Origin of the sequence: Arthrobacter sp. AOP36-C1-22 (assembly GCF_052377515.1) — a bacterium.
GTDB lineage: Bacteria > Actinomycetota > Actinomycetes > Actinomycetales > Micrococcaceae > Arthrobacter_H.
In genome coordinates this window covers 149547-175958 of record NZ_JBQSWW010000001.1, presented here as the reverse complement: position 1 = coordinate 175958, position 26412 = coordinate 149547, and the positions used below count along the sequence as shown (strand labels likewise).

Here is a 26412-nt window from a genome sequence, read left to right as displayed (position 1 = left end):
GTGGAGGCATGGCTACCATCGACATCACCGAAGACCAGTTCCAGCAGACCATCCAGGACAACGATATTGTCTTCGTTGATTTCTGGGCTTCCTGGTGCGGGCCCTGCAAGCAGTTCGCCCCGATCTTCGCGGCGGCTTCGGAAAAGCACGAGGGCATCACCTTCGCCAAGGTGGATACCGAAGCCGAGCAGGGGCTGGCCGCGGCAGCGGGAATCACCTCGATCCCCACGCTGATGGCCTTCCGGGACCGGGTGCTGGTGTTCTCCCAGCCCGGGGCCATCGGGTCCTCCCAGTTCGATGACCTGATCGAGGCGGTCAAGGGCATCGACATGCAGGAAGTCCATGCCCAGCTCGCCGAGCAGACCCCCGGCCAGTAGCACCGCGACGGCCCTCCGCGGGGCGTCGGGCCACCGTTCGGGGCTGATATGTTGTGGATCACAGATGTTTGGACCGCAACCCCTGAAAGGTGCCGTCGATGATGGATACCGACAACCCAGCCAGCGCCGATTCCTACACCCACGGGGGGAACACCCCCGCGGTCCTGGAACAGAGTATCGGGGAGAACTTCAGATCCGTGGCGGCCCGGTTCCCGGATCATCCGGCGGTCCTGGAAGCCTCGACCGGACGCAGCTGGACCTATGCCCAGATGGACCGGGCCACCGACCAGCTCGCCCGGGCCCTGATCTCCGCGGGCATCGGCGTCGGCGACCGGTTGGGTATCTGGAGTCCGAACTGCGCCGAATGGACGTTGCTGCAATACGCGACCGCCAAGGCCGGGATCATCCTGGTGAACGTGAACCCGGCCTACCGGCTGGAGGAACTCTCCTTCGTCGTGGGCCAATGCGGCATGCGGGCCCTGGCCGTCGCCCCGTCGGACCAGAGCAGTGACTACACCTCGATGGCCCGGACCGTGGCCGGACAGGACAACCCCCTGCAGGAACTGATCCACCTGCCGCGCCCCGAGGGCATGGAACCGCGCGGCGGAGACCCCGCGGCGGATGCCGCCCGGAACCCCGGACGGGAATTCACCTGGGATTCCTTGCTGGAAATGGCCGGCCAAACACCGCAGGCGCACCTGGAAACGATCCTGGAATCGCTGGACCCCCATGAGGCGATCAACCTGCAGTACACCTCGGGGACCACGGGATTCCCCAAGGGTGCGACCCTGAGCCACCACAACATCCTGAACAACGGCTTCCATATCGCCGAGCTGCTCGGCTACACCGAGAACGACCGGGTGGTGCTTCCGGTCCCGTTCTTCCACTGCTTCGGGATGGTCATCGGCAACCTGGGGGCCCTCTCCCACGGGGCGGCCACCGTCCTGCCGGGCCGGGCCTTCAAACCGGATGAAACCCTGCAGGCCGTGCAGGACCACGGAGGCACCAGCCTATATGGGGTACCGACGATGTTCATCGCCGAACTCGCCCTTCCCGACTTCGCCGACTACGACCTGGGCACCCTGCGCACCGGGGTGATGGCCGGGGCGACCTGCCCGGAGGAGGTCATGGAACGGGTGATCTCCGAGATGAACATGGCCGAAGTGGCCATCTGCTACGGCATGACCGAAACCTCCCCGGTCTCCACGATGACCCGCACCGATGATTCCCTCGAACGCCGCACGCAAACCGTGGGCCGGACCATGCCGCAGCTCGAATCCAAGATCGTCGACCCGGTGTCGGGGGACGTGGTTCCCCGGGGATCGACCGGTGAGTTGTGCACCCGCGGCTACGCGGTCATGAAGGGCTACTGGAACGAACCGGAGAAGACCGCCGCAGCCATCGATCCGGACGGGTGGATGCACACCGGGGACCTGGCCTCGATGGACCAGGACGGCTACGTCCGCGTCGAAGGGCGCATCAAGGATCTGATCATCCGCGGCGGCGAGAACGTCTCGCCCCGGGAGATCGAGGAGTTCCTCTACCGCCATCCGGATGTCCAGGACGTCCAGGTGATCGGGGTGCCCGACCAGAAGTACGGGGAGGAGATCATGGCCTGCATCATCCTGCATGAAGGGGCGCAGGAGATGACCCTGGAAACGGTCCGCGAATACTGCACCGGTCAGATCGCCCACTATAAGATCCCCCGCTACGTGCAGATCCGCAGCAGCTTCCCGATGACGATCTCGGGGAAGATCCGCAAGGTGGAGATGCGCCAGGAAGCGATCCGGATGGTGGCCGGGGACTAGCCGCGCCGACCCGGCTCAGCGGCCCCGGTGGTCCATCGGGGCCAGCCGGGGCCCGAAGGACGGTTTGCGGAATCCGGACAGCCCGATCAGCCGGACCACGCGTTGGCGATGCCCGGCGAAGGGGGCCAGCAACCGGAGCATCCCGGCGTCGTCGGTGGACTTCCCGGCCAGGGCATGGCCGATGTAGGCGGCCAGATGGAAATCGCCGACGGATACCGCATCGGGGTGCCCATGGCTGCGCTGCAGGGTCTCGGCGGTGGTCCACGGGCCGATTCCGGGAACCGACTGCAGCGTGGAGCCCGGGTTGCGGGCGAGCTCCACGGCACCGAGCCGGTTGATTCCGGCGGCCGCTTCGGCGGCCCGCAGAACGGTGCGACGGCGTGAGTCATCCACCCGGGCCCGATGCCAGTCCCAGCCGCCGATCAGGCGCAGCCGGTGGGCTCCGGGGGCGATGGCCAGGCCCTCGGGCGCCGGACCGGGAGCCGGTTCGCCGAAACGCGAGACCAGATACCGCCAGGCGTGGCGTGCTTCGATGGTGGTGACCTTCTGTTCCAGGATGACCGGCACCAGGGCATCGAAGACCCGGCCGGTCGAGGGCAGGCGCAAGCCAGGGTTCCGCCGTCGTGCCTCGGCGATCCAGTGTGGAAGCTCATGCCGGGCCCCGGCGTCGAAGCCCGACCAGTCATCGGCTGCGCCCAGCAGTGCCGGAGCGCAGAGCACGGCCTGCTGGGCCCCGGGCCCCCAGGCCCGCACGGAGAATTCCGGTCCGGGGCCGTGGCCACCGGATTCCAGGGGGCTTCCACGGTCCCGCATCACCAGCAAGGTGGCGGGGCCCTGGCCGGTCTCGAAGCACAGCCAGGCCAGACCCGGTCCCACACGGGTGCACGGATCGTGGGTGCCACGCTGGAGGACTCCGAGCGTCGTTGCCAGGTCATATCCGGCCGGGGCGGACCACCGCCGGTGGGCATCCGGGGCGTCCACCGGGCCGGTGGGACGCAGCAGGGCTGCCGACGTCGGGAGGCCCGCAGCAGGGGTGGAGGTCATCCCCCGATGATCCCACCCGGACGCCCCAGGACCCAGCCGAAGGCCCGGGCGCACTCCATGACTCCGGGTTGCGCCGGACCCGGGGGCCCCGTGGGCCCGGCGGTAGAGTCGGCCTATGAAATACGCGGAATCCGTTCTGGAACTGATCGGCAACACCCCGTTGGTGAAACTGTCCAAGGTCACCGACGGCCTCCGGGCCACCATCCTGGTGAAGGTGGAGTACCTGAACCCGGGGGGCTCCATCAAGGACCGGATCGCGTTGAAGATGATCGAGGACGCGGAGGAATCCGGGGAACTGGCCCCCGGGGGGACGGTGGTCGAACCGACGTCGGGGAACACCGGCGTCGGACTGGCCCTGGTGGCCCAGGCCAAGGGCTACCAGACGATCTCCGTGGCCCCCGACAAGGTCGGTGCCGAAAAGCTCGATGTGCTGCGCGCCTACGGCGCCGAGGTCGTGGTGACCCCGACCGCGGTGGCACCGGAATCACCCGAATCCTATTACGGGGTCTCCGACCGGCTGGTCCGGGAGATCCCCGGGGCCTATAAACCCGACCAGTTCTCCAACCCCGCCGCCCCCGCCAGCCATTACGCCTCCACCGGCCCCGAGATCTGGAAGGACACCGACGGGAAGCTGACCCATGTGGTCATCGGCGCCGGTACCGGGGGCACCATCACCGGTACCGGTCGCTACCTCAAGGAGGTGTCGGCGGATCGGGCCACCGGACAGGTCAAGGTCATCGCCGCCGACCCCGACGGCTCCGTCTATTCCGGGGGCACCGGACGGCCCTATTTCGTCGAAGGCGTCGGGGAGGACATGTGGCCGGGCAACTACGACCCCTCGATTCCCGACGAGGTCATCGCCGTGGACGACGCGGATTCGTTCGCGATGACCCGCCGGTTGGCCCGGGAGGAGGGCCTGCTGGTCGGGGGCTCCTCCGGCATGGCGGTGGTGGCGGCCCTGGAAGCGGCGAAGGACCTGGACGAGGACGCCGTCGTGGTGGCCATCCTGCCCGACGGCGGACGCGGCTACCTGGCGAAGATCTTCAACGACTCCTGGATGAAGTCCTATGGATTCATCACCGACGGCGAGGAGGGGACCGTGGCGCAGGTGCTGGCCGGCAAGACCGGCGCCCTGCCGGAGCTGATCCATACCCACCCGGGGGAGTCGGTGCGCGACGTCATCGACATCATGAACGAATACGGGGTCTCGGTGCTGCCCGTGCTCACCGCCGAGCCCCCCGTGCGCCTGGGCGAGGTCGTCGGCAGCGTCGACGAACGTGAACTCACCGCACTGCTCTTCTCCGGCGAAGCGGCCCTGACCGAGGCCGTCGCCGGGCATATGGGCGCCCCCATGCCCCTGATCGGGGCCGGAGAGACGATCGGAGCGGCCCGAACCCGACTCCAGGAGGCCAACGCCCTGCTGGTCACCCACCATGGGGCCCCCGCGGGGGTGCTGACCCGGCAGGACCTGCTGAACCACCTGAACCACTGACCCAGCCCATCCCAGCGAAAGGTAGAACCCCCATGAGCAGCCCGACGAGCGGCTTCAATACCCGTGCCATCCACGCGGGACAGGCCTTCGAACCGCGCACCGGCGCCGTCGTGCCCCCCGTGCATTTCTCCACCACCTATGCCCAGGACGGCATCGGCGGGTTGCGTGACGGCTACGAATACGGCCGCGGCACCAACCCGACCCGCGATGCGCTGCAGGAACAGCTGGCGGCCGTGGAAAACGGAACCCATGCCTTGACGTTCGCCTCCGGTCTGGCCGCCGAGGATTCGCTGATCCGTGCGCTCACCCGCCCCGGGGACCACATCGTGTTGGGCAACGACGCCTATGGCGGCACCTACCGGCTGATCTCGGGCATCTTCGGGGACTGGGGCATCGGCAACACCGCCGTGGACATGGCGGACCCGCAGGCACTGGCCACCGCGATCGCCGCGCATCGGACGGCACTGGTGTGGTTGGAAACGCCCTCGAACCCGATGATGAAGATCACCGACATCGCCGCCGTCGCCCGGGCCACGCACGACGCCGGGGCCCTGCTGGTGGTGGACAACACCTTTGCATCGCCCTACCTGCAGCAGCCGTTGGACCTGGGTGCGGACGTGGTGGTCCACTCGACCACCAAATACATCGGGGGCCACTCCGACGTCGGGGGTGGGGCGGTCATCGTCAAGGAGGCCGGGCTGGCGGAGAAGATCGGCTTCCTGCAGTTCGCGGCCGGCGCGGTCAACGGTCCGCTGGATGCGTTCCTGACCACCCGTGGGCTGAAGACCCTGGGCGTGCGGATGGATCGGCATTGCCACAACGCCCAGGCCGTCGCCGAATGGCTGCAGGGCCGACCAGAGGTGGAAAAGGTCCTCTATCCGGGTCTGGCGGAGCATCCGGGCCACGAGTTGGCGGCGCGCCAGATGAGTGGCTTCGGGGGGATGGTCTCGGTGCAGTTCACCGGCGGCGAGGCCGCGGCCCGGAAGATCGCCGAGTCCACCCGGGTCTTCACCCTGGCCGAATCGCTGGGCGGCATCGAATCGTTGATGAACTACCCGTCGGAGATGACCCACGCCTCGGTCAAGGGCACCGAGCTGGAGGTTCCGGTGAACCTGCTGCGCCTGTCCTGCGGGATCGAGGACGTCGAGGACCTGATCGCCGATCTCGACCGGGCCTTCAGCCGGTTATAGGCCGACCGGCCCGGCCGCCTGCCCCGCCGGGACAGGCGGCCGGGGCCACTGCTTCCTAGTCCCCGGTCGACGAGGCAGGGTTCTCCTCCTCGAGCCAGGAGCGGATGGACTCCGCGTCGGCATTGAGCAGGGGAGGGGACGTATGGGTGGTGCGGGTCGTCTCCTCGGCGGTGGCCGCGTCGAAGAAGCGCAGCGGCGGGCCGGGCAACTGGATCGTCCCGAGCACCGGATGGTCGACGTCGACCAGCAGGCCCTGGGATTCGACCTGGTCCCAGGCGTAGACCTCGTCCAGGGTCCTGACCTTCCCGGCGGGGACCCCTGCCTCGTTCAGCTTCTCCAGCAGGTCGGCCGGGGCATAGGCGCTGAAGGCATCCTCGATCACGGTGATGAGCTTCTCGCGGTGGTGGACCCTCTCGGCGTTCGTGGCGAAATCGGGGTCGTCGCCGTCGAGGCCGAAGGCCCCGGTCAGCGCCTTCCAGAGCTTGTTGCTGCCGACGCTGATCTGGACGTTGCCGCCGCGGCAGGCAAACAGCCCGTAGGGGGCGATCGAGGGGTGGTGGTTGCCCTGGGCTCTCGGGACCTCCCCGGCGACGGTCGCCCGGGTGCCCTGGAAGGCGTGCACCCCGATGGCCGACGCCAGGAGCGAGGTCCGCACCACCTGGCCGCGTCCGGTCTTCTCCCGTTCCAGCAGTGCCGCGAGCACCCCGTAGGCGCCATACATGCCCGAGAGCAGATCGGTGATCGGCACCCCGACCCGTTGGGGGTCATCGGGGCCCGACCCGGTCAACGACATCAGCCCCGCCTCGCCCTGGACGATCTGGTCGTAGCCGCTGCGCCGGGCCTCCGGCCCGTCGTGGCCGAAACCGGTGATCGAGAGGATGACCAACCGGGGATTGAGCTCCTGCAACGCCTCCATGGAGAACCCCAAGCGGGTGAGCACCCCCGATCTGAAGTTCTCCAGCAGGGCATCGGACCGGCGGATTAGCGCGGTCAACGTCTCCCGGCCCTCCGCGGATTTCAGGTCCAGGGACAGCGATTCCTTATTGCGGTTGCAGGACAGGAAGTAGGTGGCCTGGGGGTCGTCCTCGGGTCCGACGAAGGGCGGGCCCCAGCTCCGGGTGTCGTCCCCGGTGCCGGGGGTCTCGATCTTGATGACCCGGGCCCCGAGGTCACCGAGCATCATGCCGGCGTGGGGTCCGGCCAGTGCCCGGGTCAGGTCCAGGACGGTGTATCCGGCCAGCGGTCCGCCGGCGGTGGAGGGGGACGAAGCGTTCGTGGGGGACATGAAGTCTCCTTTCGGGACGGGGAGGGGACCTAGCGCAGGGACGGGGCCCGGTCGGCGACGACGGGAAGACGGGTCCCGGCGTCGAACTCCATGACCTTCCGGCCTCCGATGAACACCTGCTGCGCCCGTTGCATCACATCCAGCGGATCCCCGGACCACAACACCAGATCCGCGTCCTTGCCCGCCTCGATGGACCCCAGGCGGTCGGCCAGGCCGAGCACGCGGGCCGGGTTGATGGTGATCGAGCGCAACGCCGTCACCGGGTCCAGCCCCTCCTTCACTGCCAGGGTGCACTGGTGGACCAGGAAGTTGATGGGCACCACCGGGTGGTCGGTGATCACGGAGATCTCCACCCCGGCGTCGTGCAGTTTGCCCGGGTTCGCCAGGGAGCGTCCGCGGAGTTCGACCTTGGATTTGGTGGTGAACAACGGGCCGATCAGCACCGGGATGTTCCGTTCGGCCAGCAGATCGGCGATCAGGTGGGCCTCGGTGCCGTGGTCGATGACCAGGTCGTACCCGAATTCCTCGGCCAGACGGATGGCGGTGGCCACATCGTCGGTGCGGTGGCAGTGCTGACGCCACGGGATCTCCCGGCGCAGCACCATCGCCAGGGCCTCCAGCCGCGGGTCGATGGCTTCGGGGTCGGCCTTGGCCATGTAGTTCTGCGCCTCGATGAAGGCCTTGCGGATCACCATGGCCGTCCCCAGCCGGGTGGAAGGGGTCTGTTTCTTCTCCCCGTAGACCCGTTTGGGGTTCTCACCCAGGGCTGATTTCAGCCCGCTGGGGGAGCGCAGCACCATCTCGTCGATGTAGCGGCCATGGGTGTGGATGGCCACCGCCAGACCGCCCACCGGGTTCCCCGAGCCGGGGTTGACGTTGACCGTGGTGATGCCCCCGGCCAGCGCATCGTCGAAGCCGGGGTCGAAGGGGTCCACCGCGTCGATGGCGCGGACCGCCGCCATGATCGGGTCGGTCATCTCGTTGACATCGGCGCTGGCGTCGCCTTCGCCCTCGGGGTGCATACCCAGGTGGACGTGGGCGTCGATGAAGCCCGGCAGCAGCCATTGGCCGTCCGCGTCGACGATCTCCGCATCGGAGGGAACGACGATATCGGGGCCGCTGGCCTCGATCCTGCCGTCACGGACGACGACGGCCCCGTCGTAGGGTTCGGCCTCGATGGGGACGACGTGTGCGTTGATGATGGCCAGCAGACTCATGGGTGAAGCCCTTTCGGAGCGGAGACGGGATGCCCCGAGCCTATCGCCCCGCCGTGAGCTGCGACACGGTAGGGCCTGCTACTTCGGGGGACGGGTGCGCAGGGCGCGGCGCTGGGCCTTGCGCTCGGCCCGGGCCGCCCGGGACTGCTCCTTGAAATAGGCCAGGCTCGGCGGCAGCCAGAGCAGGACGACGCCGATGAGCAGGGTCGCCCCGATGACCCCCAGTCGCGGGCCGCGCAGGATCAACGGCACCCCGCCGATGAGTCCGACGGTGGTCAACCAGGCCCGCCCGGCCAGTTTCCCGCGGGCCAGGCGCCAGGCACCGTAGCCGACGCCCAGCCCCAGCAGGGCCAGCAGCACCCCCAGGGCCACGAGGCCCGAGGGGCCCCGGTCCTCCAACAGTTTGGAGTTCCCCCACGAGGCGATGCCCAGCCCCAGCAGAGCGGCAGCCAGCACGGTCCACCAGCCGACGGCCAGGCGCAGGGTCAGGGGTAGTTTCTCCACGCCTGCCAGCCTACTGGGTGTGCCCAACCGCACAGCGTCCGGCCCGTCCTCACGCCGGTCCCTGCTGTAGACTGGGATCTCACCGATATCCGGCTTCCCTCGCATCCTGCCCAATTCTTGAGGCAGGAGCTCATCGTGTGTGAGTCCGCAAAACAGCGGGCAGTTCCTTCATAGGGGAGCGGCCGGACTGGTGTTTGAGTCCGAATGTGCCGCGGATCCCGTCTCGAACCGAGCCCCGGGTTATCCGCCCCTATGAATGAGGTAATGCCCCGTGTCTTCAGACATGTCCACCAACACGCCCGAATCCGCCTCCGAAGAGACCCCGGTGAAGTTCTCCGACCTCGGGATCGATGGCCGCGTCCTGGCCGCCGTCGAGGACCTCGGCTACGAGACCCCGACCCCGATCCAGGCCGCCACCATCCCGATGCTCCTGGACGGCCGCGACGTCGTCGGGTTGGCCCAGACCGGCACCGGCAAGACCGCGGCCTTCGCGATCCCCGCCCTGTCGAGGATGGCCGAACTGGCCGACCAGAACGGTACCGCCCGCAAGACGCAGGTGCTGGTCCTGGCCCCGACCCGCGAACTCGCGTTGCAGGTCGCCGAGGCCTTCACCTCCTACGCCAAGCACATGGGTGACTTCACCGTGCTGCCCGTCTACGGCGGATCCCCCTACGGCCCGCAGCTCTCGGCGATGCGCCGCGGGGCGCAGGTCGTCGTGGGCACCCCGGGCCGCGTGATCGACCACATCAACAAGGGGTCCCTGGACCTGTCGCATCTGCAGTACGTCGTCCTGGACGAAGCCGACGAGATGTTGCGCATGGGCTTCGCCGAAGAGGTCGACAAGATCCTCGAGGCCACCCCCGAGGAGAAGCAGGTGGCCCTGTTCTCGGCCACGATGCCCGGCTCCATCCGCCGGATCTCCAAGCAGTACCTGCGCAACCCGCAGGAGGTGTCGGTGAAGTCCTCCACGACCACCGGCAAGAACACCCGTCAGCGCTACGTCCAGGTCATGGGCGCGCATAAGCTCGACGCGATGACCCGGATCCTGGAATCCGAGGCCCATGAGGGCGTCATCGCCTTCGTGCGCACCAAGATGGCCACCGAGGACCTGGCCGATAAGCTCAAGGCCCGCGGGTTCACTACGGCCGCCATCAACGGCGACATCCCGCAGCAGCAGCGTGAGCGCACGGTCGAGAACCTGCGCAGCGGCAAGATCGACATCCTGGTCGCCACCGATGTCGCGGCCCGCGGCCTCGATGTCGAGCGCATCAGCCACGTCTTCAACTACGACATCCCGCACGACACCGAATCGTACGTGCACCGGATCGGCCGCACCGGCCGTGCCGGCCGCCAGGGTGACGCGATCCTGTTCATGACCCCGCGCGAGAAGCACATGCTGCGCTCCATCGAGCGGGCCACGCGCCAGCCGGTCGAGGCCATGACCCTGCCCAGCATCGACATCGTCAACGACAAGCGTCTGGAGCGCTTCGCCGGACAGATCTCCGAGACCCTGGCCTCCCAGGAGCTGGGGGTCTTCCGCAACCTCGTGGAGAAGTTCGAGGCCGAGCACGACGTCTCGGCCGTGGAGGTCGCCGCCGCCCTGGCCCATATGGCCCAGGGGGGACGCCCGCTGCTCATGGAGGAACTGCCGACCCCGCCGGCCAAGCAGGCGCGCATGTCCAAGGGCGCCAAGGACGGCTTCGGTTCCCGCGGCCCGACGCGCGCCCTCACCGAGGGCAACGCCACCTACCGCATCGCCGTCGGACGCCGTCAGCGCGTGATGCCGGGCTCCATCGTCGGCGCCCTGGCCAATGAGGGTGGCTTCAATTCCGGGCAGATCGGCGGGATCGACATCCGCGCCGACCACACCCTGGTCGAACTGCCCGCCGAACTGTCCAAGGACCAGTGGAACTCGCTGTCCCGCACCCGGATCGGCGGCGAACTGATCCGCCTGGAGCTCGATACCGGCCGGGCCCCGCGCCGTGACCGCGAAGGCGGCGGCTACCGCAAGGACCGTGGTGGCTTCGACGGAAACCGTGGCGGTGGAGGCCACCGCAAGGACGAGGGCGGCCGTGGCGGATACGGCGGATCCCGCAAGCCGCGCAGCTCGCAGCGCAGCTTCGAAGGCGGCCGCGGCCGCAGCTAGCAGCGCCCGGCGTCCCGCGGGTCGGGAGCGCCGGAACCACCCTGTCCGGAGGCCGGGCGTCCCCCCGGGGAACGCCCGGCCTCCGGCGTTCGGGACCGCAGCCCTGTGGGCTGTGTCACGACGGCCGTCTCGATTTCATCCGGGCGGCAAATGCTGGTAATGTTTTTCTCCGTTGCCCCCCTAGCTCAGGGGTAGAGCGCAGTCTTGGTAAGACTGAGGTCACGGGTTCGAATCCCGTGGGGGGCTCTGAATGGAAAGCCCGCGTCCGTGTCGACTCGAAAGAGGAACCGACGCGGCGCGGGCATTTCACATTCGTGGCGGTGTAGCTCAGCTGGTTAGAGCGCACGACTCATAATCGTGAGGTCCCGGGATCGAGTCCCGGCACCGCTACCCACAGGAATCCGTCCCGTTCGCGGGGCGGATTTCGTCGTTAACGCCCACCCCCACCTGTCCGGCGCCCCTCTATGCTGGAGGGATGGAATCACCGGCCCTGCTCAGTGGCGGCATCGAATGGCCGGCCGACGGCTCCACCCCGCGGTGGGACCTGCGCACCCGTCATGGGGAATCGGCGGACCTGGTGTTGGAGCCGGGAACCCGCTGCTCCTTCGCGGTGGCTCCGGGACGCTGGTGCCTGGGCCATGTCCTGGTCCACGCGGTCGGGGGCTGGGAACACGTCGAGTGTCCCCGGGCCTCCCGGGCCGAACGCGGCACCCAATGCGGGCCCTGCCTGGCCCTGGACCAGGCCCGGTACATGCACGACTTCCACCGGTCGGGGATCGCCCCGCCGGGCCTGCGCGAGTACCTGGCCCGCCCGCAGTGGCTCTACGTCGCCACCTTCGCCCACGGGGCCTCCAAGGTCGGAACCGCGGGGGAGGGGAACAAATGGCGCCGGCTCGCCCAGCAGGGGGCCGTGGCCGGCACCTATGTGGCACTGGTCGCCGACGGACGCCAGGTGCGTGTGCTCGAGGACCTGGTGACCGGACGGCTGGGGCTGGGGCAGGCCGTGCGGGCCTCCGCCAAGACCGCGGGATTATGCGAACCGGGCCAGGGCGGGCCCTCGGCGGCCGGGGTGTACGACGCCGTCTCGCTGGCCCGGATGCACCGCAGCGAGGTGGAGCGCGTACTGGCCCTGATCGCCGAGGATCGACAGGCGCGGGAGTTGGGCATCGAGCCCGCCGACGAGGCCTTCGTGCCGCCCCGTCCGGCGGCCGCGATGCTGTCGGCCTGGGACGCGGGGGAGCTCTACCCCTACCCCGGGTGGCTCAGCGCCAGCACCCACGGATTCGTCGTGGACTCCGTCCTGGGCCAGAGCCTGGGGGTGCGGCTGGAGGGCTCGGACCGGCTCTACGCCGCCGACGCCGCCGTGCTCAAGGGCCGCCGGGTCACCCCGGGCGAATACACCACCGCCATCCCCGCGGCGCAGGACTCCTTGTTCTGAGCCCGATACACTGGAGGACATGATCAGCACACCCTGGGAATCGGCGTCGGGCCTGTACAAGCTCCTGGTGATCGGCTCCATGTCCATCTCCGGGCTGGGCATCATCCTGGCGTTGTTCGGCGCCAACACCACCAACCGGCCGCTGATGTATACGGCGGTCGCCATCATCCTGCTGGGCCTGCTGACCCATGTGGCGGGGCTGGTGGTGCGCAGCCGCGACGTGAAGGTCTATCGGCAGCAGCATCCGCCCACGCCGAAACAGAACCCGGGACGCTAGGGCCCGGTCAGCTGGCCTCGTCGGCCTCCCGGTTCTCCCGGACATGCTTGCGGGCATGCTCGATTGCCGGTTCGAGCTCATCGAAGGAGTGGCGGTAGTGCCGCAGGGCGCCGATGACCCCGACGGTATCGGCCAGCTGGAGGTGTTCGGGTTTGATGCCCTTGATGAGCACGGTGATCCTGCGTCGTTCCAGGGCCCCGATGATCTCCACCAGGGCGTGGGCCCCGGTGGCATCGAGCATTCGCAGCCGGGATAGCCGCAGGATGACCACCTCGACCCCCGTGACCGACTGCAGGTCCTGCAGGATCTTCTCCGCGGCCCCGAAGAACATGGCCCCGTCCAGCCGGAAGATGGCGATGCGTTCGTCCCCGTCCACGGCGGGGCCCTCCAACGGTTCCCGGGCGACGCCCGAGGACCTGGCCACCGTGCGCAGGGCGAAGAAGGCGGCCACGAGCACACCGATCTGGATGGCCTCGATCAGGTCGAAGGCCACGGTGATGACCGCGGTGATCACGAACAGCGCGGCGTCCGCCCGGCTGGAACGCAGGATCGAGGTCATGGTGTGGCGGGAGACCATGCGGGTGGCGGTCACCATGAGGATCCCGGCCAGCACGGCCAACGGGATGCGCCCCACCAGCTGCGAGCCGGCATAGACGACCACCAGCAGCAGCAGGGCATGGACCATGGAGGCCAGCCGGGTGCGGGCCCCGCTGCGGACGTTCACCGCGGTCCGGGCAATCGCCCCGGTGGCCGGCATGCCCCCGAAGAGCCCCGCGGCGATCGATGCCAATCCCTGTCCGAAGAGCTCGCGATCGGGCTGGTACGGGCCTGTGGCGGAGCCGCTGGGGCCCACCAGGCTGGCGGCGACCCGCGCCGAGAGGAGTGATTCAATGGCGGCCAGGGCCGCGACGGCCAAGGCGGGGCCGGCCAGGTCGGTGATCAGGGGCCAGGAGAATCCGGGGATCGAGGGGGCACTCAACGCCGAGGGCAGTTCGCCGATGCGGGGAATGTCCAGCTGCAGCCATTCGGCAGCGACGGTGATCAGCACGACGGCGGCCAGGCTGGCGGGCAGCCCGGGGTGGATCCGCGGGCCGAACACCATCAGGGCCGCGACCAGCAGCACGATCGAGCCGGTGATGGCCGCGGTCGGCCACACGGATCCGGAGGCGGCCAGCCAGGCGGCCACCGCGGTGTTCAGTCCCGGCGGGGCCGTGGTTCCGGTGGCCAGCGGCACCTGTTGGAGGAAGATGATGGTACCGATGCCCAGGGTGAACCCCTCCACCACGGGCCACGGGATGTAGGCGACGGCGCGGCCCATCCCCAGGAAGCCGGCAGCCAACACGATCACTCCGGCCATGATCGAGAGCAGGGCGATCGAGCCGGCCCCATGGGCGGCGACGATCGGGGCCAGGATCACCACCATGGCCCCCGTAGGACCGGAGACCTGCACATGGGAGCCACCCAGGACCGCTGCCACGAATCCGGCGACGACGGCGGTGACCAGCCCGGCCGCTGCCCCGACCCCCGAGGTGACTCCGAAGGCCAGGGCCAGGGGAAGGGCCACGATGCCCACCGTCACCCCGGCCAGGAGGTCGACCCGCCAGGAGCCGGGCAGTTCGACGTAGTCGTCGACCGTGGGCAGGAACGAGCGGATGCGCTGTCCCGGCCTCATGACCGGCCCGCGTTCATCCGGTCGCCCAGGAAGACCCGGGCGATGTCGAGCAGTTCCGATATCCCGGGGTGGGCGAGGGTGTAGTGGACGTGGCTGGCCCGGCGTTCGGAGGTCACCACTTGGTGGCGGCGGAGCACCCTGAGGTGTTGGGACAGGTGGCTGGGCTCGATGTCCATGCCATGCAGCAGCTCGGCCACCGTGGCCGTGCCCCCCTCGGCGGCACTGAGGATCTCCAGGACGCGGATACGGGCCGGGTGGGCGAGGGCCTTGAAGAGGTTGGCCTTGATTTCATACAGCGGTCGTTGCTCGTCGTCCAGGAACATTCTGCCTTTCACCACAGGATACCGACATGATGGATTCATCATACCGGACGTGGGCGGGAACACGGGCCGGGCCCGGGGGCCGCGGCCGGCCCGCCGGCTCCCGGTGTCATAGGCTGGAGACCGAGCAGTTCCAGCCACCGACGTGCCTGACAGCGAGGACACCATGAGCATCAATCCAGCCCTTCAGGGGCGCAGCTATCCGGCGGGCGGGACCTACGTGGTCTCCCGGGAGAAGATCCGCGAATTCGCGACGGCCACCCACGCCACCCACCGGGCCCACTTCGACCTCGAGGCCGCCGCCTCGCTCGGTCATGCCGAGCTCGTGGCCCCGCCGACCTTCGCGATCATCGTGGCCCAGCGGGCCGATGCCCAGCTGATCGCCGATCCGGAGGCGGGCATCGACTTCTCCCGCGTGGTCCATGCCGACCAGCGCTTCACCCTGCACCGCCCGATCCTCGCCGGGGATGAGCTGGTGGCCGAACTGCATGTGGACAAGGTCCGCGGCATGGGGACCGGTGCCATGATCACCACGCGCGCGGAAATCAGCACGGTGGACGGGGAGTCCGTCGCCACCACCATTTCGTCGATCCTCGTTCGCGGAGAGGAAGCAGCATGAGCCCCATCGACTTCGCCACCCTGGAAAAGGGCCAGCAGATCGGCAGCACCACGTTGCACGTCAACCGGGCCGACCTGGTGCGCTACGCCGGGGCCAGTGGTGACTTCAACCCGATCCACTGGAACGAACGCTTCGCCACCGACGTCGGGCTCCCCGGGGTCATCGCCCACGGCATGTTCACCATGGGTGCCGCCGTCACGCTCGTCGCGGACTGGATCGGCGATCCCGGGGCGGTCATCGACTACCAGAGCCGCTTCACGAAGCCGGTCGTCGTGGAGGATCCCGCGGGCACCAACCCCTCCGAGGCCGACGGCACCGCCCTGGAGGTCACCGGGGTCATCGGGGCACTGGATCCCGAGGCACGCACCGCCCGGGTGGACCTGACGGTCATCGCCGGGGGCGAAAAGGTCCTGGTCAAGGCCCAGGCGTTGGTCGGGTTCTGATGGCCCAGCTGCTGTCCTGCCTGACCACGAACGCGGTCGGGGGACCGGCCGGGACCTACCTCGAGGCGCATACCGAACAGGAGCTCATCGCCGCGGTACGGGCGGCGGACGACGCCGGCCACCGGCTCCTGCTGGTCGGTGGCGGCTCCAATCTGGTCATCTCCGACGACGGGTACCCCGGCACCGTGCTGCGCGTAGCGACCCGGGGCGTGGACATCACCACCGGCCCCGGAGGGGCCCGCATCACGGTCCAGGCGGGACATCCGTGGGACGACGTCGTCCACCGCACCCTCGAGGCCGGCCTGGTGGGCCTGGAAGCCCTCTCGGGGATCCCCGGCTCCGCGGGGGCCACCCCGGTGCAGAATGTGGGGGCCTACGGGACGGACGTGTCCAGGACGTTGGAAACCGTCCGGGCCTGGGACCGGCAGGAGGCGGCCCTGGTGGTCTTCGGCACCGCCGAGCTGGAGTTTGGATACCGCAATTCGCTGCTCAAGGCCACCACGGTGGACGGGTCCCCGCGCTACGTGGTCCTCGACGTCACCTTCGCCCTGGAAACCTCCGAATGGGGGGCACCCATCGCCTACGCCGAACTCGCCCGCACCCTGGGCGTGCAGACCGGCGAACGCGCGAAGGCGGCCGCCGTCCGCGAGACCGTCCTGGGCCTGCGGGCGGGCAAGGGCATGGTGCTGGACCCGGCGGACCGCGACACCTACAGCTCCGGGTCCTTCTTCACCAACCCGATCGTGGATGCCGACACCGCCGCGTCCCTACCCGAGGACGCCCCGCGTTTCGCCGCCGAGGGGGGAACCAAGCTCTCGGCAGCCTGGCTGATCGACCGCGCCGGCTTCGCCAAGGGATTCGGGCTGCCCGGCACCCCCGGCGCCGAACTCACCGGGGGGAGGGCCTCGCTGTCGACCAAGCACACCCTGGCCATCACCAACCGTGGCGAGGCGACCGCCGGGGACCTGCTGGCCATCGCCCGGGCCGTCCGCGACGGGGTCACCGAACGTTTCGGGGTCACCCTGCACAACGAGTCCCTGCTCATCGGCGTCGAACTCTGAACTCGCTGCTCGAAGGTCTTCCGGTGGCCCGGAAAGTGGATCGGTGCCCGGTCCAGGAGGCGGGTTGCTTAGCTGATGATCACGTCGGACTGGTCGCCGTAGACGGTCGCGCTGTGCTTGCCGTCTTGGGTGGCCGCGATGATTCTGCCGATTTCGGGGAAGTCCACTCCGACGTTGTCCAGCATTTCGGCCGCGATCAAGTGCAGATCTCCCTCGGGGTCGGCCCTGGCCGCGAGATGGTTGTCCACGTAGAGGACGATGGTTCCCCGCTCGGGGCCTTCCACACGCTCAATCATGTTGTATGGAGCGGCGAAGCCTTCGAGGCTGTGTGCGCCTTCGTTGCTGAGCCAACGGTTCAAGGCGGCCTCGGCTACGGCCTGTTCCATGTAGGGCTCGTCCGGCGGGGTGAAGCTGGGCTGCGCCCAGAGCCGTTCCGGCGTGCCGGTCTCGGTGGAGGGGGCGGCGGCGTTGCATCCGGCGAGTGCGATGGCTGCGACGAGGAGTGGGGCGGCGGTCTGGCCCTTGAGGATGGCGGGTCCTTTCTGCGGTGGTGAATCGGCGTCCAGTCTAGGGGACCGGCCCCGAACTACGGCGGCCGGATCGACTACTTCGCGTGCGGTGGCTACGACCGCGTACACGGCAGCTGCCAACGCGACGACTTCAAAGAGTTCGAGCATTTCCGATGGCACGGTGCCGATCGGATCCCCGGCGCACGACACGGGTGGGGTTCGGGCACGAGGAAATTAAGATTTCCTCCCCGTGCAAGTCATCGTGGACTTTTAGGGCTGATCTGACGCATTATTGAGGCATGGAACACGAGACAAGCCTGGAACACGCGATGGATCTGGCCGAAGGCAACATGAAGGAAGCCAAGCGTTTGCTCGACCAGGGCAAGAAGGCCCATGCCGCCGGGGAGATCACGGACGAACGGATGGCCTCGCTGCAACGCCTCTATGACACGGCGCATGAGGACGAGGGGCGCGCCCGCCGCGACACCTGAGTCGACGCGAGCAGGTGGGCGTGACCTTGAATGGCGGGGGCACCCCGGGGCGACCCGGTGGTGCCCCCGCCATTGATGTGCCCGGCCCCGGAGGCCACGGGCCCGCCCGCGCTACCGGCCGGTGGCTTCCAGCGGGCTGAAGACCGGGGACCGGCCAGGGGCGAAGACGCCCACCGTGGCCGCAGGTATTTCAACCCAATGCCGTTTGCTCCAATGCAGTTCCAGCGGTTCGGAGGCCACCAACTGGGCATCGTCGGGCAGCATCTCCAGTTCTCCGGTACCCGCGCCGAAGCCGACGCCGACATGCAGGGTCATCGGCCCGAAGGAGTGGTAGAGCGAGGGGGCCCGGACGGTCGTGGCGTCGGGGCTGACCCAGCGCAGGACGTAGAGCCGTTCCCCGTCCGAGGTGGCGATGGTGGCGCGGAACGGTTCGGCCAGGCCCCGGTCCCTCCGGGCCTGTTCGACCCGCAGGATCATCCGGGTCAGCGCCTGCACGGGGTCCGTGGCCAGCCCGTAGGTCAGGGCGAGGAAGAAGCAGACCTCGGTATCGCTGTTGCCCCGGATGAAGGGGTAGAGCTCCGGGTCCACGTCGAAGGTCAGTTCACGTTTGACCGCGCTGAACCCGTTGATGTCCCCGTTGTGCTGGAACATCCACCCGGCATGGACGAAGGGATGGCAGTTGTCCTGCGCGATGGTCCCCCCGGGGGCGGCCCGCACATGGGCCAGGAAGCACCCCGAGGAGATCTGCGCCGCCAGATGGCGGAGATTCCGGCTGTCCCAGGCGGGTGTGATCTCCCGATACTGCCCCAGCGTGCCGTTGACGCCCGACCAGGCCAGCCCGAACCCGTCCCCGTTGGTGGGGAAGGCATGGTCGCGGAACTGGGAGGAGATCTCCAGCGAAGGCAGCTGGAGATCCCGGGCAAGCAGGCTCTGGTCCAGCAGTGAGTGGTTGGGCCTGGTCAGGACGGTATCGAGGGTGATGGGCGAACCCATGTAGGCAATCCAGCGGCACATGGCCACCTCCGCAACTGGTTGGTCAGGCCAGTCTGGACCCGGACCTCCGTCCAGGCAACAGGCGGGGTGGCGGGGTGCTTAAACAGCGACGACGGCTGCCCTGGGGGCAGCCGTCGTCGTGGAAGGTCCGGGGACTAGAGGCGACCCAGGGCGATGGCCAGCATGCGGCGCAGCGGTTCTGCCGCGCCCCAGAGCAGCTGGTCACCCACGGTGAAGGCCGAGAGGTACTTCGGGCCCATCTCCATCTTGCGCAGCCGGCCGACCGGGATGTCCAGCGTTCCCGAGGCGGAGACCGGAGTCAGCTGCTCCATGGTGGCCTCCTTGGAGTTGGGGACCACCGTGGCCCACTCGTTGTCCTCGTCGAGGAGGCGTTCGATCTCCGCCAGCGGCAGGTCCTCGGTCAGCTTCAGGGTCAGTGCCTGCGAATGCGAGCGCATGGCGCCGACGCGGACGCAGAGGCCGTCGAGCATGATGTGGTTGTCCGCGGTGGTCCCGAGGATCTTATTCGTCTCGGCTCCGGCCTTCCACTCCTCCTTGGACTGGCCGTTGCCCAGATCGGCGTCGATCCACGGGATGAGCGAGCCGGCCAGCGGGACCCCGAACTCGGAGGCGTCCAGGTTCGCGCGCTGGGCCTCGAGGACCTTGCGGTCGATGTCCAGGATGGCGGAGGAGGGATCGGCCAGCTCGGTGTCCACGGCGGACTGGATCCCCCCGAACTGGGTGAGCAGTTCACGCATGTGGCGGGCCCCGCCTCCGGAGGCCGCCTGGTAGGTCATGGCCGTGCCCCATTCGACCAGCCCGTTGCGGAACAGTCCGCCCAGGCCCATGAGCATGCACGAGACGGTGCAGTTGCCGCCGACGAAGTCCAGGGTGCCTCCGGCCAGGCCGGCGTCGATGACGTTGCGGTTGACCGGGTCCAGCACGACGATCGAATCGTCGTTCATGCGCAGCGTCGACGCGGCGTCGATCCACAGGCCCTTCCAGCCGCGGGCCCGTAGTTCGGGGTGCACGCGCTGGGTGTAGTCACCGCCCTGGGCGGTGACGATGATCGGCAGCTTGGCGAGCTGGTCGACGTCGTACGCATCCTGCAGGACGCCCGCGCCCACGGCGAACGAGGGGGCCGGGCCACCCGGGTTTGAGGTCGAGAAGAAGACGGGGTCGATGCCCTCGAAGTCCCCTTCGTCGAGCATGCGTTGCATGAGCACGGAGCCAACCATGCCTCGGTATCCAATGAATCCAACGGTAGAAGTCATTCAACCATCGTACGGCGGGCAGGGGGTCGAACCCCAGTCGGGTTACTTCGCCCGGCCGCCCATGCCGGGCTTCGGGGCCGGATCCAGAGCCTTCCGGCGGGCCGGGGACCTATTGGTCGGAGAGCAGCCGGGCCCGGCGGTTGATGGCCCAGAACGCGCCGAGGGCGAAGGCCTGGGTGATCGTGAACAGCACGATGATCCCGCCGATGACCTGGCCGGTGATGATCATCCAGAGCCCCAGTGCGGCGCAGATGAGCGCCAGCAGGGGGAAGAGCATGAAACCGATCGCGAAAAGCGGTTCCGGCTTGGTCGTCAGTTCCTTGAAGGCTTCCTTCACCTAGCGGCGCTCCCAGAGTTCGTGGCGGTATTCGGTCCCGTTGGCGGCGGTCAGCCACCCCTGGGCGGGTTCGGACAAGGTCAGCGTCCAGGCCGGCGACAGCCGGGGGGCCCGGGTGTCGCCTTCGGCCTCGATGTTGATGACGGTGACCACTGCCGTGTCCGCCAGCGGCTCGTAGGCGGTGTAGACCTCGCCTCCACCGCAGATCCAGATCTCCGCCGAGCCCTCGGCGGTGGCCGCCGCGTCCAAGGCCTCCTGCGGGGACCCGGCCACCGTGGCGCCGGCCTCGGTGGCCTCGGCGGCCGTCCGGTCTTCGGAGGTCAGCACGATGGTGGTCCGGCCCGCGAAGGGGCGGAACTTCGCGGGGATCGAGGCCCAGGTCCGCCGACCCATGATGACCGGATGGCCCAGGGTGGTGTGCTTGAAATGCTTCATGTCCTCGGGCAGGTGCCAGGGCATGGTGCCCCCCTGGCCGATGACCCCGTCCACCGTCTGGGCCCAGATCATGCCGATGCGCGGGCCCGCCCCGGTCTGGTCCGTCGGGGCCGCGTGCGTCACCGCGTCGGCGGAGTGGCGGCTCATACGGCCACCGGGGCCTTGATGGTCGGGTGGTGTTGGTAATCGAGGATCTCGAAGTCCTCGAGCCGGTAGTCCAGGATGGATTCCGGGGTGCGGGTCAGGCGCAGCCGGGGAGCGGGGTAGGGCTCCCGCCCGAGCTGTTCGTTGACCTGGTCGAGGTGGTTGTCGTAGATATGCACGTCCCCGCCGGTCCAGATGAACTCCCCGACCCCGAGGCCGACCTGCTGGGCGACCATATGGGTGAGCAGGGCGTAGGAGGCGATGTTGAAGGGGACCCCGAGGAACGTGTCCGCGCTGCGCTGGTAGAGCTGGCAGGAGAGCTTGCCGTCGGAGACATGGAACTGGAAGAAGACATGGCACGGCGGTAGGGCCATGTTCTCCAGTTCGGCCACGTTCCAGGCCGAAACGAGATGGCGCCGTGAATGCGGATTGGTCTTCAAGGCGTCGACCACCTGGGTGATCTGGTCGATATGTCCACCACCAGGGGTGGGCCAGGACCGCCACTGCACCCCGTACACCGGCCCGAGATCGCCGTTCTCATCGGCCCATTCGTTCCAGATCCGCACCCCCTGCTCCTGCAGCCAGGAGACGTTGGATTCCCCGCGCAGGAACCACAGCAGCTCGGCGGCCACCGATTTGAAGTGCACGCGCTTGGTGGTGATCAGCGGGAACCCGGCGTCCAGGTCGAAACGCAATTGCCGTCCGAAGACACTGCGGGTGCCGGTTCCGGTCCGATCCGGGGACGGGGTGCCGTTGTCCAGCACATCACGGAGCAGATCCTCGTAGGGGGTGGGAATAGCCATGGCCAAAGTCTACCGGCCCTCCGGTGCCTAGCCGGTCCCTGCTGCGATGCCCAGCGACATGGCGATGGGCAGGCCGACGATCAGGAGCAGAAGGATGACGATGGCCCATTTGCCCTTCGGGTTGCCGATGTTGATGGTCAACCCCATCCCCGTCCCCTCCCGTTTGGGAACTAGGATCTGCGGATCGGCCGGGTCGTTGTAGAACAGCCCGCCGGCGACCCACCGGCGTTCCTCGGCGGCTTCGTCCTCATCGGGGTGCAGGCCCAGTTCGACGACGCGGCGCCGGCCCCAGCGCGAACCCCGCCACATGGCCCAACCGATGGGAACCAGCAGGATCGGCGCCAGGAAGACGGCGAACCAACCTCCCACGTGCTCCGGCCTGAGCCAGCCTTCGAGCGCCAGGCCCGCGAACACGGCAGCCAGGGCGATCGAGGTCGACCCCAGGGCGCCGATGGTTCCGCGAATCATCCCCTCGCGGCGGACCAGGCCGTATTCGGAGCGCTTTCTGCGGGCCGGGGACATCGCCGGAACCACAGCGGCGATGAACGCCAGCAGGACGATCATGCCCGCGCCGACCCACAACATGCCGAAGACGGTGCCGGGGGATTTATCCGCAAAGGCATCCGGGGCGCCGGAGGGCCCCCAATGGGTCGGGATCGTCTCGGGCAGCCCCGCATACAGACCCAAGCCGTACAGCTGGGTCCCGACCAGGATCGCCAGCCCCACCAGGTAGGTCAGCCAGATCGGGCCTCGACCGCGGGCCAGGACGTTCTCGGTGATCGTCATCGTCATGGCCTCGATGCTAGTGGTTCCCGGGCTGCCGACCGGCCACGCTTCCCGACGTCGTGTCCCGGCCTATTCGACGACCAGGTCCTGATATTCGGGGTAGCGGTCCAGATAGTCCTGGATGTAGCTGCATTCGACGAGGATCCGGCGCTGTTCGGCACGCAATTCGTCAAGCACCAGGGTGACCAGGGCCCGGGCATAGCCATGGCGTCCATGGGCTTCATCGATGATGGTGTGCTGCAGGGTCACGATCCCGCTCTGCGGATCGGTGCTGTACCCGAGGAAGCCGATGAATTCGTCGTGCTGCCAGAGCGCATACCGGCCACGGTCGTCGTCATGCTCCAGTCGCAGACCCTCGTGGACGATCTTTTCCGGACGCCAGCCCGGTACTGCCTGTGGCTCGTGGTCGGCGGTCACATTACCTCCTGGAACGACGGATAGCTGTGCTCCGACCCTACTCGGCGCACCGCCCGGGCACTACCTGCCCGACGGCGTGGTCTCAGTCGTCAAAGGTCTCGAAGACCTCCACCGACACCGGTTTGCGCAGCTTCGTCACCGGCAGATGCAGCACGACCATGGCGCCGGGGCGCAGGTAGGGGTCCGTCGCCGGTAGGAAACGGGCCAAGGGCCCGGGGAGCCGCTCGGCCATCGCGTCGAACACCAGGGGCAGGACCGGCCGGTGGGTGCACACGGCCTGGGGCACGCCCTTGTTCAACAGCTTCAACACCGCCTTGCGTGCGGTGGACGGGCGGCGCTTGGCCTCATGCTCGGTCAAGGCCGGAACCAGCTTCACACCCAGGTCGTGGCGCTTCAGATACGGGGAGACCGTCTGGATGCAGCGCGTCCACGGGCTGCTGGCCACCCGTTCGGGACGCCAGGCCGACAGCAGCGCATCCACCTCCAGCGCCTGGCGCTTACCGGTGGCGGCCAGCGGACGTTTGCCCTCCTCCTTGGTCCAGCTCGACCGGGGCTTCGCCTTGGCGTGGCGGACCACGATGAACGGCACCGTGGCCAGACGCCCGTTGATGTAGGCGCCCTCGAGGGTGTCGAGCGGGTCGATATCCGAAGGGTTCGTCAACTGACGCCGGGCCTCGGAGGGGGAGACCCACCGGGCCGCATCGACTTCGTGGCCATCGGGTTCGATGCGCTCGCCGGAGACCCGGGCCGCCCAGTAATACACGACCTTCGGTCCGGCCTTCACCGGATAGCGGATGGCCGGTAACGGGATGCCCAGGGTGATGTCCAGCCCCACTTCCTCCCGGACCTCCCGCACGGCGCACTGCGGGAGGGTTTCGCCGTCGTCGAGCTTGCCCTTGGGCCAGGACCAGTCATCATATTTCCCGCGATGGATCAGCAGGACCTCCAGCTCGCCGTCGGAGATCCGCCAGGGAATCGCCCCACCCGCGAGCACCTTGACGGTCCCGCCGGTGACCAGTGGGTCATCGGAAGTGCGCAGTACCAGTGACATCAGCGGCGGGCCGCCCACCGCTGGCGGGATTCCAACAGCCACGACTGCACGTCGGAGAGGGGCTCCCCGTCCGGGCCGAGGTGATGGCGGGTCCAATCGCCGTCCGAGTCCAGATGCCAGCTGGCCGTGCCCTCGTCGAGGTAGCGGTCCAGGATGCGCTGCAGTTCGGCCACGTCCTCCTTATTGGAGATCCTGACCAGGGCCTCGACCCTGCGGTCCAGGTTGCGGTGCATCATATCGGCCGAGCCGATGTAGATCACGGGGTCCGCGTCGTTGTGGAAGGCGAAGACCCGGGAATGCTCCAGGAAACGGCCCAGGATGGACCGGACCCTGATGTTCTCGCTCAACCCGGGTACCCCCGGGCGCAGCGAACAGATCCCGCGGACGATGACATCGACCTTCACCTGGGCCTGGCTGGCCCGGTACAGGGCATCGATGATGGCCTCGTCGACCATGGAGTTGACCTTGATGACCACCCGGGCTTCGCGTCCTGCCTCGCGGTGGTGGATCTCCTGGTCGATGCGGTCGATCAGTCCGGAGCGCAGCGAGCGCGGAGCCACCAGCAGGCGTTTGAACGTCGAACGCGGTGCATAGCCGGAGAGCTGGTTGAACAGCCGGGACAGGTCCTCCCCGACCTGCTCATCGGTGGTCAGCAAGCCCAGGTCCTCGTAGTACCTGGCCGTGCGCGGGTGGTAGTTGCCGGTGCCGATATGGCAGTACCGACGCAGCCGGTCCCCCTCACGGCGGATGACCAGGGAGAGCTTGGAATGGGTCTTCAGCCCCACGATCCCGTAGACCACATGGACGCCGGCCTCCTCGAGCTTGCGGGCCCAGGAGATATTGGCCTGCTCGTCGAACCTGGCCTTGATCTCCACCAGGGCCAGCACCTGCTTGCCCGCCTCGGCGGCATCGATCAGGGCATCGACGATGGGGGAGTCGCCCGAGGTGCGGTACAGGGTCTGCTTGATCGCCTGGACCTTCGGGTCGGCGGCCGCCTGCTCCAGGAAGGCCTGCACCGAGGTCGAGAACGAATCGTAGGGGTGGTGCAGCAGGATGTCCCGACGGCGCATCGCGGCGAACACATTGGCCGCCTTGGAGGTCTCCGAGGGATTCAGGTCCCGGCTGGTGTGGGCCAGCTGCTTGGGATAGTGCAGATCGGCCCGATCGATGTTGGCGATGACCGAGAGCCCGCGCAGGTCCAAGGGGGCCGGCACCGCGAAGACCTCGTCCTCCTCGACCCCGAGCTCACGGACGAGCAGGTCCCGGATCGTGGGGTTGATGTCGCTGGCGACCTCCAGTCGGACCGGCGGGCCGAACCGACGGCGCAGCAGTTCCTTCTCCAGGGCCTGGAGCAGGTTTTCGGCGTCGTCCTCCTCGACCTCGAGGTCCTCGTTGCGGGTCACCCGGAACGTGTGGTGCTCGACGACCTCCATCCCCGGGAACAGGTACTCCAGGTGTTGGGCGATCACATCCTCCAGCGGGATGAACCGGGCCAGCCGTCCTGCGGTGTTCCCGGCGCGGGGCCCATCCACCGAGATCAGCCGCGGGAGCATGTCCGGGACCTTCAACCGGGCGAAGAGCTCCTTGCTGCTGACCGGGTTGCGCACGATCACCGCCAGGTTCAGCGACAGCCCCGAGATATAGGGGAAGGGGTGGGCCGGATCCACGGCCAGGGGAGTCAGGATCGGGAAGACCTGGGCGACGAACCAGCGCCGCATCTCCTCCTGCGCCGCCTGGTCCAGCTGCTCCCAGCGGGTGATCACGATCTGTTCGGTGGCCAGCGCCGGGCGCAGCGTCTCGGCGAAGACGTGGGCGTGACGCAGCTGCAGTTCCTTGGCCATGACCAGGATCTCCTCCAGCTGGTCGATGGGGCTGACCCCGGCGGCCGAGGGGACGGCCAGACCGGTGGCGATGCGCCGTTTGAGCCCGGCGACGCGGACCATGAAGAACTCGTCGAGGTTGGAGGCGAAGATCGACAGGAAGCTGATGCGCTCCAACAGGTACAGATCGGGGTCCTCCGCGAGCTCGAGCACGCGGGCATTGAAGTCCAGCCAGCTGACCTCGCGGTCCAGGAAACGATCGAGGGTGAAATCCCCGTCCGGGCCCAGCGGCGGGTCGAACAAAGGCAGCTCGATCCGGTCCTGGGTGGCCCTGGCCGATGGCACATCACCGTCGCCAAAGCTTGCTGCGGCTACGGAGGTGCTGTCCATCGGGTCTGTCCTAACGTACAAATCTGTGCAGTGGGGCATGCTCCGTGGCGCCCACGATTCCGGCGCGGG

The 26412-nt window shown here is 68.4% G+C and carries 27 protein-coding genes and 2 tRNA genes; 13 read left to right on the top strand and 16 right to left on the bottom strand.

Annotated elements, in window-relative coordinates:
* Window positions 1-8 precede the first annotated feature (8 nt).
* Together trxA and ACT3S6_RS00925 are read left to right on the top strand one after the other, a co-directional pair.
* Window positions 9-377 (top strand): thioredoxin, encoded by a 369-nt coding sequence (trxA, locus tag ACT3S6_RS00930; protein ID WP_443384152.1) that lies wholly within the window; start codon window positions 9-11, stop codon window positions 375-377.
* Window positions 378-475: 98 nt separating this feature from the next.
* Window positions 476-2185: an AMP-binding protein gene (locus ACT3S6_RS00925; RefSeq protein WP_444553341.1), complete on the top strand. Its 1710-nt coding sequence runs from the start codon at window positions 476-478 to the stop codon at window positions 2183-2185.
* 15 nt (window positions 2186-2200) lie between these two features.
* Here ACT3S6_RS00925 and ACT3S6_RS00920 read toward each other — a convergent pair whose 3' ends face one another.
* Window positions 2201-3229 (bottom strand): DNA-3-methyladenine glycosylase family protein, encoded by a 1029-nt coding sequence (locus ACT3S6_RS00920; protein WP_444553340.1) that lies wholly within the window; start codon window positions 3227-3229, stop codon window positions 2201-2203.
* A gap of 115 nt (window positions 3230-3344) precedes the next feature.
* On the opposite strand from ACT3S6_RS00920, the gene ACT3S6_RS00915 reads away from it, so the two are divergent.
* Complete coding sequence (locus ACT3S6_RS00915) at window positions 3345-4721, top strand: cystathionine beta-synthase (protein ID WP_443384149.1); 1377 nt, start codon at window positions 3345-3347, stop codon at window positions 4719-4721.
* Window positions 4722-4753: 32 nt separating this feature from the next.
* Window positions 4754-5911, top strand: a complete 1158-nt coding sequence (locus ACT3S6_RS00910) for a cystathionine gamma-synthase (protein ID WP_444553339.1) — start codon at window positions 4754-4756, stop codon at window positions 5909-5911.
* Window positions 5912-5966: 55 nt separating this feature from the next.
* Here ACT3S6_RS00910 and ACT3S6_RS00905 read toward each other — a convergent pair whose 3' ends face one another.
* The 3 genes from ACT3S6_RS00905 to ACT3S6_RS00895 form a co-directional block, all read right to left on the bottom strand.
* Entirely contained in the window at window positions 5967-7196 is a 1230-nt protein-coding gene (locus ACT3S6_RS00905) for a CaiB/BaiF CoA transferase family protein (protein WP_443384147.1), read from the bottom strand.
* Window positions 7197-7225: 29 nt separating this feature from the next.
* Window positions 7226-8413: an amidohydrolase gene (locus ACT3S6_RS00900; protein WP_443384146.1), complete on the bottom strand. Its 1188-nt coding sequence runs from the start codon at window positions 8411-8413 to the stop codon at window positions 7226-7228.
* Window positions 8414-8491: 78 nt separating this feature from the next.
* The gene (locus ACT3S6_RS00895; protein ID WP_443384145.1) at window positions 8492-8917 is read right to left on the bottom strand and encodes a hypothetical protein; all 426 of its coding nucleotides are present in this window, start codon (window positions 8915-8917) and stop codon (window positions 8492-8494) included.
* Between the two features lie 283 nt (window positions 8918-9200).
* On the opposite strand from ACT3S6_RS00895, the gene ACT3S6_RS00890 reads away from it, so the two are divergent.
* The 5 genes from ACT3S6_RS00890 (at window position 9201) to ACT3S6_RS00870 (ending at window position 12778) form a co-directional block, all read left to right on the top strand.
* The gene (locus ACT3S6_RS00890) at window positions 9201-11063 is read left to right on the top strand and encodes a DEAD/DEAH box helicase (protein ID WP_444553338.1); all 1863 of its coding nucleotides are present in this window, start codon (window positions 9201-9203) and stop codon (window positions 11061-11063) included.
* A 174-nt stretch (window positions 11064-11237) separates the two neighbouring features.
* Window positions 11238-11309, top strand: a tRNA-Thr gene (locus ACT3S6_RS00885).
* A 70-nt stretch (window positions 11310-11379) separates the two neighbouring features.
* Window positions 11380-11453 (top strand) — tRNA-Met (locus tag ACT3S6_RS00880).
* An 85-nt stretch (window positions 11454-11538) separates the two neighbouring features.
* A complete protein-coding gene (locus ACT3S6_RS00875; RefSeq protein ID WP_444553337.1) occupies window positions 11539-12501 on the top strand; it encodes a DUF2797 domain-containing protein in 963 nt (320 codons plus the stop codon).
* Between the two features lie 19 nt (window positions 12502-12520).
* Window positions 12521-12778: a hypothetical protein gene (locus ACT3S6_RS00870; protein WP_444553336.1), complete on the top strand. Its 258-nt coding sequence runs from the start codon at window positions 12521-12523 to the stop codon at window positions 12776-12778.
* Window positions 12779-12785: 7 nt separating this feature from the next.
* Here ACT3S6_RS00870 and ACT3S6_RS00865 read toward each other — a convergent pair whose 3' ends face one another.
* Both ACT3S6_RS00865 and ACT3S6_RS00860 read right to left on the bottom strand, forming a co-directional pair.
* Entirely contained in the window at window positions 12786-14450 is a 1665-nt protein-coding gene (locus ACT3S6_RS00865; RefSeq protein WP_444553335.1) for a SulP family inorganic anion transporter, read from the bottom strand.
* On the bottom strand, window positions 14447-14773 hold the full coding sequence (locus ACT3S6_RS00860) for an ArsR/SmtB family transcription factor (protein ID WP_444553334.1): 327 nt from the start codon (window positions 14771-14773) through the stop codon (window positions 14447-14449). Before ACT3S6_RS00860 ends, ACT3S6_RS00865 begins: the two co-directional genes overlap by 4 nt.
* 163 nt (window positions 14774-14936) lie before the next feature.
* Between ACT3S6_RS00860 and ACT3S6_RS00855 the strand changes: the two genes are divergently transcribed.
* The 3 genes from ACT3S6_RS00855 to ACT3S6_RS00845 are packed head-to-tail and all read left to right on the top strand — an operon-like array spanning window position 14937 to window position 16893.
* The gene (locus ACT3S6_RS00855) at window positions 14937-15389 is read left to right on the top strand and encodes an FAS1-like dehydratase domain-containing protein (protein ID WP_444553333.1); all 453 of its coding nucleotides are present in this window, start codon (window positions 14937-14939) and stop codon (window positions 15387-15389) included.
* Complete coding sequence (locus tag ACT3S6_RS00850; protein ID WP_444553332.1) at window positions 15386-15832, top strand: MaoC family dehydratase; 447 nt, start codon at window positions 15386-15388, stop codon at window positions 15830-15832. The genes ACT3S6_RS00855 and ACT3S6_RS00850 overlap by 4 nt, the downstream gene beginning before the upstream one ends.
* Window positions 15832-16893 carry a UDP-N-acetylmuramate dehydrogenase gene (locus tag ACT3S6_RS00845; protein ID WP_444553331.1) on the top strand — a complete coding sequence of 354 codons (1062 nt, stop codon included), beginning with the start codon at window positions 15832-15834 and terminating at the stop codon, window positions 16891-16893. The genes ACT3S6_RS00850 and ACT3S6_RS00845 overlap by 1 nt, the downstream gene beginning before the upstream one ends.
* Before the next feature lie 68 nt (window positions 16894-16961).
* On the opposite strand, the gene ACT3S6_RS00840 is transcribed toward ACT3S6_RS00845, so the two are convergent.
* The gene (locus ACT3S6_RS00840; RefSeq protein ID WP_444553330.1) at window positions 16962-17582 is read right to left on the bottom strand and encodes a hypothetical protein; all 621 of its coding nucleotides are present in this window, start codon (window positions 17580-17582) and stop codon (window positions 16962-16964) included.
* A gap of 119 nt (window positions 17583-17701) precedes the next feature.
* Here ACT3S6_RS00840 and ACT3S6_RS00835 point away from each other — a divergent pair, with 119 nt between their 5' ends.
* Window positions 17702-17893: a hypothetical protein gene (locus ACT3S6_RS00835; RefSeq protein ID WP_444553329.1), complete on the top strand. Its 192-nt coding sequence runs from the start codon at window positions 17702-17704 to the stop codon at window positions 17891-17893.
* Window positions 17894-18004: 111 nt separating this feature from the next.
* Here ACT3S6_RS00835 and ACT3S6_RS00830 read toward each other — a convergent pair whose 3' ends face one another.
* The 9 genes from ACT3S6_RS00830 to ACT3S6_RS00790 all read right to left on the bottom strand — a co-directional run bounded on the left by ACT3S6_RS00830 (window position 18005) and on the right by ACT3S6_RS00790 (window position 26343).
* Window positions 18005-18886: a class II glutamine amidotransferase gene (locus tag ACT3S6_RS00830; RefSeq protein WP_444553328.1), complete on the bottom strand. Its 882-nt coding sequence runs from the start codon at window positions 18884-18886 to the stop codon at window positions 18005-18007.
* Window positions 18887-19041: 155 nt separating this feature from the next.
* Complete coding sequence (asd, locus tag ACT3S6_RS00825; RefSeq protein ID WP_444553327.1) at window positions 19042-20160, bottom strand: aspartate-semialdehyde dehydrogenase; 1119 nt, start codon at window positions 20158-20160, stop codon at window positions 19042-19044.
* A gap of 109 nt (window positions 20161-20269) precedes the next feature.
* Window positions 20270-20497, bottom strand: a complete 228-nt coding sequence (locus ACT3S6_RS00820; RefSeq protein ID WP_444553326.1) for an NF038396 family protein — start codon at window positions 20495-20497, stop codon at window positions 20270-20272.
* A complete protein-coding gene (locus ACT3S6_RS00815) occupies window positions 20498-21079 on the bottom strand; it encodes a dihydrofolate reductase (RefSeq protein WP_444553325.1) in 582 nt (193 codons plus the stop codon).
* Window positions 21076-21879, bottom strand: a complete 804-nt coding sequence (locus tag ACT3S6_RS00810) for a thymidylate synthase (RefSeq protein WP_444553324.1) — start codon at window positions 21877-21879, stop codon at window positions 21076-21078. The genes ACT3S6_RS00815 and ACT3S6_RS00810 overlap by 4 nt, the downstream gene beginning before the upstream one ends.
* 27 nt (window positions 21880-21906) lie before the next feature.
* Window positions 21907-22671 (bottom strand): DUF1648 domain-containing protein, encoded by a 765-nt coding sequence (locus ACT3S6_RS00805; protein WP_444553323.1) that lies wholly within the window; start codon window positions 22669-22671, stop codon window positions 21907-21909.
* A gap of 63 nt (window positions 22672-22734) precedes the next feature.
* Window positions 22735-23082 carry a GNAT family N-acetyltransferase gene (locus ACT3S6_RS00800; RefSeq protein WP_444553322.1) on the bottom strand — a complete coding sequence of 116 codons (348 nt, stop codon included), beginning with the start codon at window positions 23080-23082 and terminating at the stop codon, window positions 22735-22737.
* Between the two features lie 82 nt (window positions 23083-23164).
* Window positions 23165-24133: an NUDIX hydrolase gene (locus tag ACT3S6_RS00795; protein ID WP_444553321.1), complete on the bottom strand. Its 969-nt coding sequence runs from the start codon at window positions 24131-24133 to the stop codon at window positions 23165-23167.
* Window positions 24133-26343, bottom strand: coding sequence for an RNA degradosome polyphosphate kinase (locus ACT3S6_RS00790; protein WP_444553320.1), 2211 nt, complete (start codon window positions 26341-26343; stop codon window positions 24133-24135). The genes ACT3S6_RS00795 and ACT3S6_RS00790 overlap by 1 nt, the downstream gene beginning before the upstream one ends.
* Window positions 26344-26412: the final 69 nt, after the last annotated feature.

Bases quoted from the DNA above. Each gene is read 5' to 3' on its own strand.
- ACT3S6_RS00835 (WP_444553329.1), top strand. From the start codon at position 17,702: ATGGAACACGAGACAAGCCTGGAACACGCGATGGATCTGGCCGAAGGC.
- ACT3S6_RS00850 (WP_444553332.1), top strand. From the start codon at position 15,386: ATGAGCCCCATCGACTTCGCCACCCTGGAAAAGGGCCAGCAGATCGGC.
- trxA (WP_443384152.1), top strand. From the start codon at position 9: ATGGCTACCATCGACATCACCGAAGACCAGTTCCAGCAGACCATCCAG.
- ACT3S6_RS00915 (WP_443384149.1), top strand. From the start codon at position 3,345: ATGAAATACGCGGAATCCGTTCTGGAACTGATCGGCAACACCCCGTTG.
- ACT3S6_RS00805 (WP_444553323.1), bottom strand. From the start codon at position 22,671: ATGACGATGACGATCACCGAGAACGTCCTGGCCCGCGGTCGAGGCCCG.
- ACT3S6_RS00925 (WP_444553341.1), top strand. From the start codon at position 476: ATGATGGATACCGACAACCCAGCCAGCGCCGATTCCTACACCCACGGG.
- ACT3S6_RS00910 (WP_444553339.1), top strand. From the start codon at position 4,754: ATGAGCAGCCCGACGAGCGGCTTCAATACCCGTGCCATCCACGCGGGA.
- ACT3S6_RS00865 (WP_444553335.1), bottom strand. From the start codon at position 14,450: ATGAGGCCGGGACAGCGCATCCGCTCGTTCCTGCCCACGGTCGACGAC.
- ACT3S6_RS00815 (WP_444553325.1), bottom strand. From the start codon at position 21,079: ATGAGCCGCCACTCCGCCGACGCGGTGACGCACGCGGCCCCGACGGAC.
- ACT3S6_RS00905 (WP_443384147.1), bottom strand. From the start codon at position 7,196: ATGTCCCCCACGAACGCTTCGTCCCCCTCCACCGCCGGCGGACCGCTG.
- ACT3S6_RS00830 (WP_444553328.1), bottom strand. From the start codon at position 18,886: ATGGGTTCGCCCATCACCCTCGATACCGTCCTGACCAGGCCCAACCAC.
- ACT3S6_RS00810 (WP_444553324.1), bottom strand. From the start codon at position 21,879: ATGGCTATTCCCACCCCCTACGAGGATCTGCTCCGTGATGTGCTGGAC.
- ACT3S6_RS00875 (WP_444553337.1), top strand. From the start codon at position 11,539: ATGGAATCACCGGCCCTGCTCAGTGGCGGCATCGAATGGCCGGCCGAC.
- ACT3S6_RS00795 (WP_444553321.1), bottom strand. From the start codon at position 24,133: ATGTCACTGGTACTGCGCACTTCCGATGACCCACTGGTCACCGGCGGG.
- asd (WP_444553327.1), bottom strand. From the start codon at position 20,160: ATGACTTCTACCGTTGGATTCATTGGATACCGAGGCATGGTTGGCTCC.
- ACT3S6_RS00920 (WP_444553340.1), bottom strand. From the start codon at position 3,229: ATGACCTCCACCCCTGCTGCGGGCCTCCCGACGTCGGCAGCCCTGCTG.
- ACT3S6_RS00790 (WP_444553320.1), bottom strand. From the start codon at position 26,343: ATGGACAGCACCTCCGTAGCCGCAGCAAGCTTTGGCGACGGTGATGTG.
- ACT3S6_RS00900 (WP_443384146.1), bottom strand. From the start codon at position 8,413: ATGAGTCTGCTGGCCATCATCAACGCACACGTCGTCCCCATCGAGGCC.
- ACT3S6_RS00890 (WP_444553338.1), top strand. From the start codon at position 9,201: ATGTCCACCAACACGCCCGAATCCGCCTCCGAAGAGACCCCGGTGAAG.
- ACT3S6_RS00860 (WP_444553334.1), bottom strand. From the start codon at position 14,773: ATGTTCCTGGACGACGAGCAACGACCGCTGTATGAAATCAAGGCCAAC.
- ACT3S6_RS00845 (WP_444553331.1), top strand. From the start codon at position 15,832: ATGGCCCAGCTGCTGTCCTGCCTGACCACGAACGCGGTCGGGGGACCG.
- ACT3S6_RS00855 (WP_444553333.1), top strand. From the start codon at position 14,937: ATGAGCATCAATCCAGCCCTTCAGGGGCGCAGCTATCCGGCGGGCGGG.
- ACT3S6_RS00870 (WP_444553336.1), top strand. From the start codon at position 12,521: ATGATCAGCACACCCTGGGAATCGGCGTCGGGCCTGTACAAGCTCCTG.